This window comes from Nonomuraea candida, from assembly GCF_000725485.1.
Lineage (GTDB): Bacteria > Actinomycetota > Actinomycetes > Streptosporangiales > Streptosporangiaceae > Nonomuraea > Nonomuraea candida.
The window spans coordinates 41,366-56,786 of sequence record NZ_JOAG01000007.1; the positions used below are offsets into that span (position 1 = coordinate 41,366).

14 protein-coding genes are annotated in these 15,421 nt (G+C 72.3%); 7 read left to right on the plus strand and 7 right to left on the minus strand.

Annotated elements, in window-relative coordinates; translation table 11 throughout:
* Positions 1-18 precede the first annotated feature (18 nt).
* From IO39_RS06660 to IO39_RS06675, 4 genes are all read right to left on the minus strand, one after another.
* Positions 19-744 (minus strand): class I SAM-dependent methyltransferase, encoded by a 726-nt coding sequence (locus IO39_RS06660; protein ID WP_043617701.1) that lies wholly within the window; start codon positions 742-744, stop codon positions 19-21.
* A 100-nt stretch (positions 745-844) separates the two neighbouring features.
* Positions 845-1,525 (minus strand): response regulator, encoded by a 681-nt coding sequence (locus tag IO39_RS06665; RefSeq protein WP_043617704.1) that lies wholly within the window; start codon positions 1,523-1,525, stop codon positions 845-847.
* Positions 1,525-2,757, minus strand: a complete 1,233-nt coding sequence (locus tag IO39_RS06670) for a sensor histidine kinase (RefSeq protein WP_043618004.1) — start codon at positions 2,755-2,757, stop codon at positions 1,525-1,527. Before IO39_RS06670 ends, IO39_RS06665 begins: the two co-directional genes overlap by 1 nt.
* Before the next feature lie 161 nt (positions 2,758-2,918).
* Entirely contained in the window at positions 2,919-4,268 is a 1,350-nt protein-coding gene (locus IO39_RS06675; RefSeq protein ID WP_043618007.1) for a potassium transporter TrkG, read from the minus strand.
* Between the two features lie 284 nt (positions 4,269-4,552).
* Here IO39_RS06675 and IO39_RS06680 point away from each other — a divergent pair, with 284 nt between their 5' ends.
* Positions 4,553-6,049, plus strand: a complete 1,497-nt coding sequence (locus IO39_RS06680; RefSeq protein WP_043617707.1) for a PhoX family protein — start codon at positions 4,553-4,555, stop codon at positions 6,047-6,049.
* 238 nt (positions 6,050-6,287) lie between these two features.
* Here IO39_RS06680 and IO39_RS06685 read toward each other — a convergent pair whose 3' ends face one another.
* Together IO39_RS06685 and IO39_RS58790 are read right to left on the minus strand one after the other, a co-directional pair.
* Positions 6,288-6,941 (minus strand): nucleoside/nucleotide kinase family protein, encoded by a 654-nt coding sequence (locus IO39_RS06685; RefSeq protein ID WP_157547973.1) that lies wholly within the window; start codon positions 6,939-6,941, stop codon positions 6,288-6,290.
* Positions 6,942-7,109: 168 nt separating this feature from the next.
* Positions 7,110-7,667 (minus strand): TetR/AcrR family transcriptional regulator, encoded by a 558-nt coding sequence (locus IO39_RS58790; RefSeq protein ID WP_043617711.1) that lies wholly within the window; start codon positions 7,665-7,667, stop codon positions 7,110-7,112.
* A 126-nt stretch (positions 7,668-7,793) separates the two neighbouring features.
* Between IO39_RS58790 and IO39_RS57490 the strand changes: the two genes are divergently transcribed.
* The 6 genes from IO39_RS57490 to IO39_RS06715 all read left to right on the plus strand — a co-directional run bounded on the left by IO39_RS57490 (position 7,794) and on the right by IO39_RS06715 (position 13,510).
* A complete protein-coding gene (locus tag IO39_RS57490; RefSeq protein WP_281200059.1) occupies positions 7,794-7,904 on the plus strand; it encodes an SDR family oxidoreductase in 111 nt (36 codons plus the stop codon).
* A 268-nt stretch (positions 7,905-8,172) separates the two neighbouring features.
* Positions 8,173-9,639 (plus strand): argininosuccinate synthase, encoded by a 1,467-nt coding sequence (argG, locus tag IO39_RS06695; RefSeq protein WP_043617714.1) that lies wholly within the window; start codon positions 8,173-8,175, stop codon positions 9,637-9,639.
* A gap of 304 nt (positions 9,640-9,943) precedes the next feature.
* Positions 9,944-10,753: an SAM-dependent methyltransferase gene (locus tag IO39_RS06700; RefSeq protein WP_245641839.1), complete on the plus strand. Its 810-nt coding sequence runs from the start codon at positions 9,944-9,946 to the stop codon at positions 10,751-10,753.
* Positions 10,754-10,863: 110 nt separating this feature from the next.
* Positions 10,864-11,253 (plus strand): ATP-binding protein, encoded by a 390-nt coding sequence (locus tag IO39_RS06705; protein ID WP_043618016.1) that lies wholly within the window; start codon positions 10,864-10,866, stop codon positions 11,251-11,253.
* A 371-nt stretch (positions 11,254-11,624) separates the two neighbouring features.
* Entirely contained in the window at positions 11,625-12,335 is a 711-nt protein-coding gene (locus IO39_RS06710; RefSeq protein WP_245641840.1) for a sulfotransferase family protein, read from the plus strand.
* The gene (locus IO39_RS06715) at positions 12,332-13,510 is read left to right on the plus strand and encodes a glycosyltransferase family 4 protein (protein WP_043617720.1); all 1,179 of its coding nucleotides are present in this window, start codon (positions 12,332-12,334) and stop codon (positions 13,508-13,510) included. The genes IO39_RS06710 and IO39_RS06715 overlap by 4 nt, the downstream gene beginning before the upstream one ends.
* Before the next feature lie 133 nt (positions 13,511-13,643).
* Here the strand turns inward: IO39_RS06715 and IO39_RS06720 are convergent, their stop codons facing one another.
* Entirely contained in the window at positions 13,644-15,275 is a 1,632-nt protein-coding gene (locus IO39_RS06720) for an ABC-F family ATP-binding cassette domain-containing protein (protein WP_043617727.1), read from the minus strand.
* Positions 15,276-15,421 lie beyond the last annotated feature (146 nt).

Sequence of the window (15,421 nt, forward strand, 5' to 3'; positions counted from 1 at the left end):
CTTCGCTCGGCAGGACGGTCAGGGCCGTACGGCCAGGAACACGAACTCCCTGCCCGGCCGGTCGGGGGCGTCCCTGACCTCCCTGACCTCGTAGCCGTGGGCCGCCAGGTCCGCCTCGACCTCGGCGCGCTCGCGGAAGCGCAGCGTGGAGTGCGAGACCAGCTCCGCGCCGTCGGAGGCGAAGACGACGGTCGTGCGGAAGGTCACCAGCGGCCCGCTGACGTCGAGCAGGTCGTGCCACTGCGTCACCCGGCCGATCCCGGGCAGCTCGACGGACTGGCGCGTCTCCTCCTTCGTCCAGCCCAGCCAGGCCCGCCTGGCCGGGTCGCGGGTCTCGAACACCAGGTGTCCCCCCGGCCGCAGCGCCCGCCGCACCCCGTCGAGGGTGGCCCGCCAGTCCTGCGGATCGGTGATCGCCTGGGCCACGTTCGCGGTCATGGTGGCCAGGTCGGCGCGCAGCGGCGGCAGGGCCGTGGCGTCGCCGTGGATCCAGCGCACGGCTCCGGCGCCCGGCTTGGCCCGCGCCACGTCGAGCGAGGCCGCGGCCGGGTCCACGCCGGTCACCTCGAGGCCCCGGCCGGCCAGCAGCAGCGCGAACGTGCCGGTGCCGCAGCCGACGTCGACCACGCTGCGCGCGCCCAGCTCGGCGGCGATGGCGGCGTAGACGTCGAGATCGCCGCGGTCGGGGTCGAGAGGGTCGTAGACGGCGGCCAGCCGGGGGTGGGCGAAGATCGCGTCAGGCATGCCACCACGATACTTACCGGTGGCCCGGCGCGGCGCGGCGGGCCCAGCGGTCCCGGCCGAGGCGCGGTGGGCTCAGCGGTTCCCGCCGGGACGGGACGGCTCAGCGGTCCCCGCCGGGGCGGGGCGCGTTCCTGGAGACCCAGACGGCGAGCTGGGTGCGGTCGCGCAGGCCGAGCTTGCGCAGGCAGCTGGAGATGTGGTTCTTGGCGGTGCCCTCGGTGATGTGCAGGCGGCGCGCGATCTCGCGGTTGGCCGCGCCGGAGCCGATGAGCAGGGCGATCTCGTACTCGCGCTCGGACAGGCCGCCGGGCGGCTCCTGCGGCCGCTCCGCCGGGGCGGGCGCCTCGCGCAGCAGCCCCACCAGGCGCTCGCTCGCCGCGCCGCCCAGCACCGTCTCTCCCCGCGCGGCCCGCCTGATCGCCGAGACCAGCTCGTCGGGCGGGGTGTCCTTCAGCAGGTACCCCTTCGCCCCGGCGCGCAGCCCGCCGAAGATGTAGTCGTCGTCGTCGAACGTCGTCAGGATCACCGGCGCGACCCCCGGGAACCGCTCGCACAGCCGGGCCACCAGCTCCACGCCGTCCATCTGCGGCATGCGGGCGTCGACCAGGGCCACCCGGGGCCGCTCGCCGTCCGGCAGGCCGGCCAGCCAGCTCAGCGCCTCCTCGCCGCCGCCCGCGGTGGCGGCGATCTCGATGCCCGGCTCGATCTCCAGCAGCTTGCGCAGCCCCTCGCGCATGAGGATCTGGTCGTCCACCAGCAGGACCCGGATCATCTCGCCCATCAGACCGGCACCGTCGCGCGGAGGGTGAAGCCGCGGCCGGAGCCGGCGCTCACGTCCAGTTCCCCGCCGACGCCCCGCAGGCGCTCGCGCAGGCCGCTCAGGCCGAACCCGTTCGCCGTCGCCCCGGGCTCCGCGCCCGCGCCGTCGTCGGAGACCCGCACCTCGACCCGCTCGGCCGTGCAGTCGAGCGTGACCTCGATGTGGCGCGCCCCCGAATGCCGTACCGCGTTGGTCAGCCCCTCCTGGACGACGCGGTAGCAGACCAGCTCGCGGCTCTCGTCCACCTTCGGCCAGTCGCCGGTGACCGTGAACGCGACCCCGGTGTCGCCGGAGCCGAACGACTCGGCCAGGGCGCGCAGCGCGTCGGGGCCGGTGAGTCCGTCCATGCGCAGCGGCTTGAGCGCGCGCACCCAGCGGCGGGTGTCGTTCAGCGCCTCCAGCGTGAGGGCCTGCGCCTGGCTCACCTCCTCCCAGGCGGCCCCGGGGCGTACGTCGCGGTAGCGCAGGGCGTTCTGCAGGCCCACGTTGATGACGGTCAGGTAGTGGCCCACCGAGTCGTGCATGTCACGGGCGATGCGCCCGCGCTCCTCGGCGACGGCCAGCTCGCGGGAGCGGGCGGCGTACCGCTCCAGCTCGGCGTGGGCCTTCTCCAGGTCGGCCAGCAGGCCGTGGGTCTCCTGGGCCTGCCTGCTGGACTCGAACATGGCCACCACGACCATGAGCAGCACCACGCACAGGAGCACCATGAGGGTGCCGTCGATGATCGCCTCGACCAGGTTCCTGCCGGGGTTGAGCACGCCGACCACGAAGCCGGTCACGCCGGAGAGCGCGGCGTATCCGACGGCGCCGCGCAGCCCGAGCGCGACCAGCGCGTTCCCCACCGCCAGGCCCGCCATCAGCAGGGTCGGCACCCCTCCCGCCGGCATGATCGACAGTGTCATGACCAGGAACGCCACGCTCACCGCCTTGCGCGCGGCGGGCGCGCCGGGGCGCCAGGGCAGCAGCGGCCACAGGATCGCGGCCACCACGAGCGCGCCGCACGCCACGTAGACGAGCACCCCGAACAGCGGCCACTCGGACTGCACGCGCTCGACCGAGGACAGGGCGCTGACGTAGGTCAGCGCGATGAGGGCGACCGAGCTCCAGAAGAAGAAGGTGAACATGGCGGGCGGGCGGTCGTCGGTGAACCGCACCCAGCCGGTCAAGTCGCGGATCGATCTCGCCTGCCGCATAAGGCGGAGCATAACCATCCCGATCGCGCCGGGGCAGACTGTCGCTGGTCATGGTCCGGCGCATGACCGGGGTCACGGCGCGGACATGACGCGTACGTGCCCGCCGCCGGATGCCCGGCCCCGCCGGCCTGGGGAGCCGCCGGCCGCCGTTCCTGTCGGGCTCAGCCCAGGATGACCCGTTCCTCCGGCAGTTCGTACCGGCGGGTGCGTTGTTTGAGCGCGAGCGCCGAGCCCAGCGTGAGCGGGCCGATGCGGCCGATGAACATCAGCAGGCTGAGCAGGACGTGCCCGGCCAGCGAGGTGTCGGCGGTGATGCCGGTGGACAGCCCGTTGGTGGCGAAGGCCGAGATGACCTCGAACAACACCCGGTCGAAGCTGTGCGGCGTGATGATCAGCATGAGCCAGCACGAGGCCGTCACCAGGGCGACGCCGAGCAGGCTGATCGACAGCGCCTGGCGCTGGGTGGCGGCGGGCAGGCGGCGGTGGCCGATGTTGACGTGGTTCTCCCCGCGCAGCTCGGACCAGACGATGAACAGCAGGAAGCCGAACGTGGTGACCTTGATGCCGCCCGCCGTGCCCGCGCTGCCCCCGCCGATGAACATCAGCACGTCGGTGAGCAGCCACGACGACGGGTTCATCTGGGACAGGTCGAGGGTGTTGAAGCCGCCGGAGCGCGGCATGACGGCGGTGAAGAAGGCGGCCAGCAGCTTGCCGGAGTCGTCGAGCGGCCCCATGGTGGCGGGGTTGCGCCACTCGGTCGTCAGGAACGCCAGCGTGGCGCCGCCGATGAGCACCGTGCTCATGCCGACGGTGATCCGGGTCAGCAGGGACCAGCGGCGGGGGTGCCGCCAGGTGCGCAGCAGCTCGAAGACGACGGGGAAGCCGAGCCCGCCGACGATCACGGCCCCCGCGATGGTCAGGCAGATCCACGGGTCGGTGACGAAGCGCATGAGGTTGTCGGACCACAGGGCGAAGCCGGCGTTGTTGAAGGCCGACACCGCGTGGAAGACGCCCAGGTAGGCCGCGCGGCCGAGCGGCTCGTCGTAGCCGGTGACGAAGCGGGTGGTCAGCACCACGGCGACGACCGCCTCGCAGACCAGGCTGAACGCCACCACCTTGACCACCACGTGTCGCAGGCCGGAGGCGACCACGGACTTGGTCTCGAACTGCGCCGACAGGCGGGCGCGCAGGCCCAGCCGGCCGGAGACGATGACGGTGATCAGCGTGGCGAGCGTCATGATGCCCAGGCCGCCCGCCTTGATCAGCAGCATGATGACCACCTCGCCGAACACCGACCAGTGCGTCTCGGTGTCGACGACCACCAGTCCGGTCACGCAGACGGCGGAGGTGGCGGTGAACAGCGCGGTGAGCCAGGGCGCGGGCTCGCCGTCGGTGGTGGCCAGCGGGGTGGTCAGCAGCAGCGTGCCCGCCAGCACGGCGGCGCCGAACCCGGCGGCGATCAGCACGGTGGGATGCCGGCCGCGGTTGGTCACGGCGGGACGGGCGCGCATCATGGGACTCCCCGGTCGCCGGGCGAGCGCCCGTCGTCACACAAGCGGTGCCTCCGTCAGGTTCGGTACGGCCGAGGACCCCACCGGCCGGACTTCCCGGCACTCCGGCCCACACGGTAGCGCAGCCGCGAGGGGGCCGCATACGACAGAAACACCTGATGTCATGACGAATAGAGAAATGGGCCCCCTCAGCGGATATTTCCGAGTTTAAGCTGACGACAACACTCGTTCATGAAGGCGTCATCGAGACCTTCGTCCCTGCGCCTCGTCCCGAGGGGAGCACCATGACCGAGCTTGATCGACGATCGTTCCTCGGCCGCGGCCTGGCCACCACCGGTGGTGTGCTGGCCAGCGGCATCGCCATCGACACCCTGACCGCCCACGCGTCCTGGGCGGGCGCCGGGCGGCCCGCCGCCGACCCGCGCGAGACCGGTTACGGCCCCCTGCGGCGCACCCCTGCGAAGAACACCGGCGAGGAACTGCTCGCGCTCCCCGCGGGCTTCTCGTACGTCGTGCTGGGCAGGACCGGCACCATCATGAGCGACGGCGTCGCCACCCCCATCGCCCACGACGGCATGGCCGCCTTCCCCGGCACCCGCCGCCACACCGTCCGGCTGATCCGCAACCACGAGGTGCGCACCCCGCCCGGCGACCCGCTCGGCCGGGTGCACGTCCCCGGCTCCGAGCGCTACGACGAGCTGGGCGTGGGCGGCACCACCACGCTGGAGGTCGATCTGCGCGGCGGCGAGGTGGTGCGGCACTTCGTCAGCCTCAACGGCACGATCATCAACTGCGCGGGCGGCCGGATGCTGCACGGCCGCGGCTGGCTGACCTGCGAGGAGACGACCGCCGGGCCGGCGCAGGGCTGGCGGCGCAAGCACGGCTACATCTTCGAGGTGCCGCTGAACGGCCCCGTGCCCGGCAGGCCCGCGCCCTCCCAGCCGCTGACCGCGATGGGCCGCTTCTCGCACGAGGCCGTGGCGGTGGACCCGCGCACCGGGTACGTCTACGAGACCGAGGACGACTCCGGCAAGCCCAACGGCTTCTACCGCTTCCGCCCCAGGGACCCGCGCGACCTGGCGGCGGGGGGCGTACTGGAGATGCTCAAGGTCAAGGGCGCGGACGGCTACGACTGCCGCGAGGGCCAGACCATGGGTGCCCGGCTCCCCGTCGAGTGGGTCACCATCGACGACCCCGACCCCGACCTGGAGAACGGCGCCACCACCTGCACCCGGCAGGGCCTGGCCAAGGGCGGCGCGAAGTTCAACCGCCTCGAAGGCTGCTGGTACGGCGACGGCAGCGTCTTCTTCAACTCCACCAGCGGCGGCGACGCCAAGAACGGCGACCCGCCGAACGCCGACGGCTACCTGGAGGGCTACGGCCAGGTCTGGCAGTACGTCCCCGGGCGGCGCGACGGCGGCACGCTGGTGCTGGTGTACGAGTCGCCCGGCCGCAAGGAGCTCGACTCCCCCGACAATCTGACCTTCACTCCCAGGGGCGGCATCGTCCTGTGCGAGGACGACGCGGGCTCGGCCGACCCCGACGAGCACCCGCTGGCTCCCGGGCTGGCCAACGTCAACCGGCTGATCGGGCTGGACCCGCGCAGGGGGCAGCCGTTCGAGTTCGCGGTCAACATCGCCGACGACAGCGAGTTCGCCGGGGCGTGCTTCAGCCCGGACGGCTCGGTGCTGTTCGTCAACCAGCTCGGCGACACGGCCTCCGCGGAGCCGCCGGGCCGCACGTACGCCATCCGCGGCCCCTGGCACCGCGGCCCCCTGTAGCCGGCACCGCGGCGGTCCCCGCTCCCCTCCGGCCGCGGTCGCGGGAGGAGGGGCAGCGGGCCCCACCGGGCCTAACCTGACAGAGGGTGACCCTTATGTGGCCGGAAGTGTCATGACCGCCCTCTTGAGCGGCGCGTGCTGATCGCACTCGGCGTGCCGGTGGCCGCCTTCGCCGCGTACGAGATCTACCAGTACGTCGTGGCGCCCGCCATCCACCACCACTGACGGAGCCGGCCGCTCAGGCCGGAAGGGCGAGGGTGTCGAAGTCCACCCGCAGGTCGGCCCGGGAGCGGGTGGCGCGGATGGCGGCGGCGTTGGGCTCGTCCACCTCGGCCACCCAGCGCGCGGCCCTTTCGGCGGTCTTGCCGAACCGGACGTGCCGCCGGACCAGGCGGTCCAGGCGGACGCGGTCGTCGAGGTCGACGTACCAGACCTCGGTCATGGCCGCCCGCACCCGGCTCCAGGGCTCGTCGCCGAAGAGCAGGTAGTTGCCCTCGCTGACGACGACCCTGGCCGCCGGCGGCACCGGGATGGCGCCGGCGATCGGCTGCTCGATCTCGCGGTCGAAGGAGGGGGCGTACACGGTGGCGGCGGTCTCCGTACGGAGGCGGTGCAGCAACGCGAGGTAGCCGTGGCCGTCGAAGGTGTCGACGGCGCCCTTGCGGCCCAGCCGCCCGAGGCGTTCGAGCTCGACGTCGGCCAGGTGGAAGCCGTCCATCGGCACCCAGACGGCGGGCAGCCCGCCGCCGGTGAGCGCCCCGGCCAGCCAGCCGGCCAGCGTGGACTTGCCGGCGCCGGGGCAGCCCGTGACCCCGATCAGCACCCGCCCGCCGCCCTCGGCCAGCGCGCGCACCCGTTCGACCAGTCGCGGGCCGGTCGTCGCATCGCTCATCGGGATCATTAGACCATCCGGCGGCCTCCGCCCGCCGCGACCGTGAGGACGCCTGACCCCTGACGCGCGTCAGGGGTCAGGCGTCACTGCCCCGCCGCAGCAGGCTCCACAGTCGTCCACCGGTCAGGCGCCGATTCCTGCCGCAGCAGGTCCATGGTCGTCCGGCGGTCAGGCCTCGATGCCCTGGCGCAGCAGGCTCCACAGCCGTCCGGCGGTCGGGAGGCGGTCGGCGGCGGGCACCTTCGACAGCACCCCGGCCAGCATCCCCACGGCCAGGACCAGGTCGTCGGCCGTCAGGTCGGCGCGCACCAGCCCCGCCTCGCGCGCCCGCGCCAGCCCGCCCTCCAGCAGCTTCGCCACCCGATCGCGCATCGCCAGCAGCCGCGGGTCGGGCCGCGCCGGCACGCTGACCATCGTGATGAACGCCGTCGAGGCCACGGTCTGCTCGGTGATCAGCGCCAGCAGGTCGTCGAGCGTGGTGCCGGGCGCGGCGGCCAGCGCCTCCAGCTCGGCGATGCTGTCCTCGAACACCGCCAGCGCCAGGCTGATCCGGTCGGGGAAGTGCCGGTAGAGGCTGCCCTGCCCGACCCCGGCCTGGCGGGCCACCGCGCTGAGCGGCGCGTCGTAGCCGGCGGTGGCGAAGACCTCGCGGGCCGCCGCCACCAGGGCGGCCCGGTTCCCGGCCGCGGCACTGGGCCCTCTGTTGGGTCGACGCTCGGCAGGCATAGCGGTTATCGTAACGACCGGACACTACTGTCCGGTTAATTTCGACGTTCCTGGTCACGCACCGGCGCCACCATCGACCCGGCCGGCGCGGCCCGGCTCGGCCCCGCGCTCTCCCTCGGGGAGCGCCTGGCGCAGCCCGAGCAGATGGCCGACGCGGCCCCCTTCCTCGCCTCGGACGCCGCCTCCTTCGCCAACGGCGCGATCGTCCCCGTGGACGGCGGCTGGTCCGCCGCCTGAACCCGCGGCGAACGACCCGCCGCCCGAGCCACGCCCGGCGCGGGCCCCGGCGGCGTCCGCGCGCACCCGGCACGGGGCGGCGAGGTGAGGCGGCGGGGCGGTCGCGAGGATGGCGGAAGGGAATCGGCGGGGAGGGTCGCCGGGAGCCGATTTTGGGGGGATATGCCTGCGTAGGGCGGGGGCCGGAAGAGGGCTGCGGGGACATTGACGTGTCTTTGCGCGGCGGGGCTTTGAATGATCATGCATTGATGTGTATATACTTCTACTCGTGTCCAAGATGCTCACCTCCCTCCCAGTTGGCGAACGCGTCGGGATCGCCTTCTCCGGCGGCCTCGACACCTCCGTTGCGGTCGCGTGGATGCGCGAGAAGGGTGCCGTGCCGTGCACCTACACCGCCGACATCGGCCAGTACGACGAGCCCGACATCGGCTCCGTACCGGGCCGTGCCACGGCGTACGGCGCGGAGATCGCGCGGCTGGTCGACTGCCGGGAGGCCCTCGTCGAGGAGGGTCTCGCGGCCCTGGCCTGCGGTGCGTTCCACATCCGCTCCGGCGGCCGCACCTACTTCAACACGACCCCGCTCGGCCGCGCGGTCACCGGCACCCTGCTGGTGCGCGCGATGCTCGACGACGGCGTGCTGATCTGGGGGGACGGCTCGACCTTCAAGGGCAACGACATCGAGCGGTTCTACCGGTACGGCCTGCTCGCCAACCCGTCCCTGCGCATCTACAAGCCGTGGCTCGACGCCGACTTCGTCAGCGAGCTGGGCGGGCGCAAGGAGATGTCGGAGTGGCTGCTCGCCCGTGACCTGCCCTACCGGGCCAGCACGGAGAAGGCCTACTCCACCGACGCGAACATCTGGGGCGCCACCCACGAGGCCAAGAGGCTGGAGCACCTCGACGCGGGCATCGAGATCGTCGAGCCGATCATGGGCGTGCGGTTCTGGGACCCGGAGGTCGAGATCCCGGCCGAGGACGTCACGATCGGGTTCGAGCGCGGCCGGCCGGTGACGATCAACGGCAAGGAGTTCCCCTCCGCCGTCGATCTGGTGCTGGAGGCCAACGCGATCGGCGGCCGGCACGGGCTGGGCATGTCCGACCAGATCGAGAACCGCGTCATCGAGGCCAAGAGCCGGGGCATCTACGAGGCGCCGGGCATGGCGCTGCTGCACGCGGCCTACGAGCGGCTGGTCAACGCCATCCACAACGAGGACACCGTGGCCAGCTACCACACCGAGGGGCGGCGGCTGGGCCGGCTGCTCTACGAGGGCCGCTGGCTCGACCCGCAGTCCCTCATGCTGCGTGAGTCGCTGCAGCGCTGGGTCGGCATGGCGATCACCGGCGAGGTGACCCTGAGGCTGCGCCGCGGCGAGGACTACTCGGTCCTCGACACGTCGGGCCCGGCCTTCAGCTACCACCCCGACAAGCTGTCCATGGAGCGCACCGAGGACGCCGCCTTCGGGCCGCTCGACCGCATCGGCCAGCTCACCATGCGCAACCTCGACATCGCCGACTCGCGCGCCAAGCTGGAGCAGTACGCCGGGCTCGGCATGGTCGGCAGCCCGCACCAGTCGCTGCTCGGCACCCCGCAGGCCGCCGCGAGCGGCCTGATCGGCGAGATGCCCGAGGGCGGGGCCGACGCGATCGCCGCCCGCGGCGAGGTCGCCGCTCCCGGCGAGGTCCCCGAGGACGACGTGCTGCTCGACAACGCGGCGATGGAGTTCGGCACCGACTGACCCGACCCTCCGGCGGCCCCCGCCGGCTCCCGCTCGATCCGGGCCCGCGCGCAAGCCGGGCCCGGCTCTCGTCTCCGCCGTCGATTCATACCGCCATCGGCGGGTACGGCCGGCAGAGGTTCCTTGCCACGGTGATTGAGGAACAAACATTTCCAAGACAACCGGTCTAGCGTGTTGTCATTGACTGGAATTGTTGGAACATATGGTTCGAGCCATCGAGTGAGGTCCGAAGATCGCTTACCCCGCGTGAGGGTAGCGGCGAGGGAAAGGGGCAACGCTCATGCACCAGCGTGCCGTCCGAAACTTGGCCAGGCTCGAAACCACCCAGGCCAGGATCACCCGCATCTTCGACGCGGCGGCCGGTGGAAAGAACCATTTCCTGGCCGACAAGGACACGGTACGCCAGTTCGATCAGGCGGCCCCGGCCCTCACCACGGCGGCCCGCGCCGTGCTCGAGTTCCTCTCCCGGATGATCCGCCACCTGTCCGCCGGCGAGGGCGTCGATCAGTTCCTCATCGTGGGCAGCGGGATCCCCACCGGCCCGGCCGCCGGGCACGGGCTGCACGAGATGGCCCGCCACGCCGGGGCGCCCGACCCCCGGGTCCTGTACGTCGAGAACAACCCGATGGTGGTGACCATGGCCCAGGCCACCATCGAGCCCTTCACCGACCTCGTACGCGTGGTCGAGGGCGACGTCCGCGAGATCGACGAGATGCTCCGCCACCACGTGGTCAGGACGTTCATCGACTGGGACAGGCCCGTGGCCGTGCTGCTGCTGTCGTCCTACAGCCTCAACGACGACGAATACGCCCACTACGTCATCAAGCGGCTGCGGCATACCGCGGCGGGCGGCAGCTTCCTCGGCCTGCTGCACACCACGTTCGACGGCATCCCGCCCGAGTTGCTGCCCGCCATCCGCGACCTGCTCGCCATGAGCCTGCCGCACCTCGCGATCCGGTCGAGAGAGGAGGTGGCCGCCCTGTTGGAGGGGCTCGACCTGGTGGCGCCGGGGCTGGTCTGGGTGCCGGAGTGGCGGCCCGCCGACGACCACCTCGCCTGCCGCGAGGAGCCCGCCTCGTCGGGCAACTACGGAGCGGTCGCCCGCATCCCCTGAGGAAACTTTCAGCCGTGCATTCACAAGAGTGAAGGCGAGCGCTTATCGTGGGTGTGGGAGCGCTCCCAAAACTGAGAGACGTGATGCGTATGGCCCCCCACCACGGATCCTTGTCCGCCCCGCCGGTCCGCTCGGTGGAATATCTGCTGCCGTCCGCCCCGTCCGGGGTGGGCGAGGCGCGCTCCCTGGTCAGGGCCGAGCTCGGCCGCTGGGGGCTGGCGCACGTCATGGACGACTGCCTGCTCATCGTCAGCGAACTGGTCACCAACGCCGTGCGCCACGGCGGCTCGGCCTACACGTTGCGGCTGGAGGAGCGGGCCGGCCGGTTGCACGGCGAGGTCTTCGACCCGGGCGAGGGCGTGCCCTGCCGGCGTTCGCCGGGTGTGGAGGCGCTGTCGGGCCGGGGGTTACAGATCGTCGCGGCCATCGCCGACGACTGGGGGGTCACGAGGGCCGACAACGGCAAGCTCGTCTGGTTCGCACTCTCCTGCACCGCCTGACCACCGCCTGATCACCACCCGGCCACCCAGCCTCCTCAGGAGACGGCGGCGGGGCTGCCGCGCAGGATCAGTCCAGCACCAGAGGGTCCTCCCCGGCTCATCCGTCACGCCCCCCGTCGCGCCCCGGCGAGAGCGGGCAACGATGATCTCCATCTTCAGGCAATTTCCAGGTACGACGGGTAGTCTCGCTGGGCATGAAGTGGCAGCGCACAATCAACGGGGCGCTGGCCAGGTACACAGGATTCCAGGTCAACCGAGTAGGTAAAGCAGGGCAAGCGGCGACTTCGGTGAAACCGGCGGCGGCGAAGGCTCCGGAAAAGCGGCAGGACACGCCTTTCCGGCCCCCGGCCGACCCGGCGACCGACCGCCTGGTGCCGGAGCCGGTCTTCATCATCTCGCCGGTCCGCTCGGGCTCGACGCTGCTGCGGGCGATGCTCAACGCTCACCCGGACCTGCATGCTCCGCACGAGCTGCACGTTCGCCGGTTGCGAGTGGAATTCGATACCTCGCTGGCGGAGAAGGCGATGGAGGCACTCGGCCACAACCGGGCCGACCTCGAACACCTGCTGTGGGACCGGGTGCTCCATCGCGAGCTGGTACGCAGCGGCAAACGGTTCATCGTCGAGAAGACACCGGCCAACGCGTTCGCGTACGAGCGGCTGGCCGCGTGCTGGCCCGGGGCGCGCTTCGTGTTCCTGCTGCGCCATCCCGCCTCGATCGCGGCCTCCTGGCACGAGGCCAGCCCCGGCAAGCGCACCCCGGCCGAGGCCGCCGCGGACGCGCTGCGGTACATGAAGGCCGTGCAACGGGCCCGTACGGCCCTGCCCGGCCTGACCGTCCGCTACGAGGAGCTGACCGCCGACCCCGAGCGGATCGGCCGCGGCATCTGCGAGTTCCTCAAGGTGCCCTGGGCGCCCGAGCTGCTCTCCTACGGCACGCCCGACGTCGTGACCAAGGGCCTGGGCGACTGGAAGGACAAGATCCGCTCGGGCACGGTGCAGCGCGGCCGTGACCTGCCCAGCCCCGACCAGATCCCCGACGTGCTCAAGGACATGTGCAGGACCTGGGAGTACCTCACATGAAGATCCGCTACATGCTGCTGCACGCCTACGGCATGGGCGGCACCATCCGCACCGTGGTCAACCAGGCCAACGCGATGGCGGAGGCGGGCCACGACGTCGAGATCGTCAGCGTGGTCCGCCGCAGGAACGACCCGCAGTTCGCCATCGACCCGCGGGTGCGGCTGTCGGCGCTGGTGGACCAGCGCGACGGCGTCGTCCCCGACTCCCTGGCGCGCAAGGTGTGGCGGCGCGCCCGCGGCAAGATCGTCCCGTACGGCGAGTTCGCCGCCGAGTACTTCACCCAGCGGGTCGAGGGCGCGGTCATCGACTACGTCTCCGGCCTGCGCGACGGCATCCTGGTCACCACCCGGCCGGCGCTCAATCTGATCTCCGCCCGCCGCACCCCGTCCAGCGTCATCCGCGTCGCCCAGGAGCACATGAACCTGGCCTCCTACCACGAGGCCGTGCGCGAGCAGATCGCCCGCCACTACGGCCGCTTCGACGCGGTGGCGGTGCTGACCGAGACCAGCCGCCGCGAATACCGCAAGCTGCTGTCGGGCACGCCGGTGGTGCGCATCCCCAACGCGGTGCACATGGACGAGCGCAAGCACTCCGAGCAGAGCAACCCGATCGTGATCGCCGTGGGGAGGCTGGTGCCGCAGAAGGGCTTCGACATGCTCATCCCGGCCTTCGCCGCCATCGCGGACGAGCATCCCGAGTGGAAGCTGCGCATCTTCGGCACCGGGCCGTCGAAGGAGCGGCTGCAGAAGCGCATCGACGAGTCCGGCATGGGCGGCCGGATCCGGCTGATGGGCCGCAGCAACCGCATCCACGAGGAGCTGGCCAAGGCGTCGGTCTACGTGCTCAGCTCCCGCATCGAGGGCCTGCCGATGGCCATGATCGAGGCGATGGGCCACGCCCTGCCCATCGTGGCCTTCGACTGCCCCACCGGGCCGGCCGACGTGCTGACGCCGGGCAAGGACGGGCTGCTGGTGCCGGCGCGCAACGTGCCGGCGCTGTCCGAGGCGCTCAGCCGGGTGATGGGCGATCGCGAGCTGCGGGTGCGCCTGGGCGCCACCGCCGCCGAGACGGCCCACGGCTACACCCCGCAGGTCGTGATGCCGCTCTGGGAGAGCCTGTTCACCGCCCTGTCCAACGGCGAGCCGATCGCCGACGGCGCCCGTACCGCACGCTGAGGACGCCACGACGGCGCCGAGCTGAGGTCACGGCGCTGAGGTCACGGCGCTGAGGTCACGGCGGCGCTGACGGCGCTGACGGCGCCGGGGTCGCGGCGGGTGATCCGCCTCCGCCGCGACCGTGCCCGGGGGCTCAGCCGTCGTGGCCGTCCGGGGCCGCGGTCTCCACCAGGCGGCCCTCCGACAGCTGCAGCCAGCGCTCCACCCCGATCTCGGCCAGGAACCGCTCGTCGTGGCTGACCACCACGAACGCCCCTTCGTACGAGCCCAGCGCGCTCTCCAACTGCCCCACGCTGACCAGGTCGAGGTTGTTGGTCGGCTCGTCCAGCAGCAGGAGCTGGGGCGCGGGCTCGGCGCACAGGACGCAGGCCAGGGTGGCGCGCAGCCGCTCGCCGCCGGACAGCACCCCGACGGGCAGGTGGGCCCTGGAGCCCCGGAACAGGAAGCGGGCCAGCAGGTTCATCCGCTCGGCCGGCGGCAGCGCGGGCGCGAAGTCGGCGAGGTTCTCCGCCACGGTGCGCTCCAGGTCCAGCAGGTCGAGCCGCTGCGACAGGTAGGCCACCCGCCCGTCGGCCCGCCGGGCCGTGCCGCCGTCGGGCTCCAGCTCGCCGCTGATCAGGCGGAGCAGCGTGGACTTTCCCGCGCCGTTGGGGCCGGTGAGCGCGATGCGCTCGGGGCCGCGTACGGTCAGGTCGATGCCGGGCTCGGCGAACAGGCCGCGGGCCTGGAGCCGCTCGCCGAGGAAGACCGTGCGGCCTGCGGGCACGTTGGTGCCGGGCAGTTGCAGGCTGATCCGCTGGTCGTCGCGCAGGGCGCGCCCGGCCTCGTCGAGCCGGGCCCTGGCGTCGCTGACGCGGGCGGCGTGCGTCTGGCCCGCCTTGCCGGCCGACTCCTGCGCGCCGCGCTTCATGTTGCCCGCGAAGATGCGCGGCAGACCGGCGTTCTTGAGGTTGCGGGCGGCGTTGCTCGCGCGGCGCTCGGCGCGTTCGCGGGCCTGCTGCATCTCCCGCTTCTCGCGCTTGAGCTCCTGCTCGGCGTTGCGCACGTTCTTCTCGGCGACCTCCTGCTCGGCGCGCACGGCGGCCTCGTAGGCGGTGAAGTCGCCGCCGTACGTGCGCAGCTCGCCCCGGTCGAGCTCGGCGATGCGGTCCATGCGGTCGAGCAGCGCCCGGTCGTGGCTGACCAGCAGCAGGCAGCCGTTCCAGGCTTCGAGCACGGAGTAGAGCCTGCGGCGGGCGTCCTGGTCGAGGTTGTTGGTCGGCTCGTCGAGCAGCAGCACGTCGGGCCGCTTGAGCAGCTGGGCGGCCAGCCCGAGCGAGATGACCTGGCCGCCGCTGAGCGTGTGGAGGGGACGGCCGAAGTCGAGCCCCGCCAGGCCGAGCCGGTCGAGCTGGGCGCGGGTGCGCTCCTCGATGTCCCAGTCGTTGCCGATCGCGGCGAAGTGCTCCTCGGAGGCGTCGCCGGACTCGATGGCGTCGAGCGCCCTGATCACGGCGTCGATGCCCAGCACCTCGGCCACGGTCAGGTCGCCGGCCAGCGGCAGCGTCTGCGGCAGGTAGCCGAGCGTGCCGCGCACGGACACCGACCCCGAGCGCGGGCGGTGTTCGCCGGCGATCAGCTTGAGCAGCGTGCTCTTGCCCGTGCCGTTGGGCGCGACGAGACCGGTGCGGCCGGCGCCCACGGTGAAGGAGAGGCCGTCGAAGACGGGGGTGTCGTCGGGCCAGGAGAAGGACAGGTCGGAGCAGACGAGATGCGCCTCGGACATGTGAGGACCTCACGAAGACACGCGGGCACGGCGGCCCGGAAGGTGACAGGAAGAAGAGGACGACGAAGCGGCCTCTGCGGCGGCGGCGCGCTCCCGCGCCGGCCCAGGGCCGATCAGGTCCGGGCATCACCCGGAGATGTCGTCGT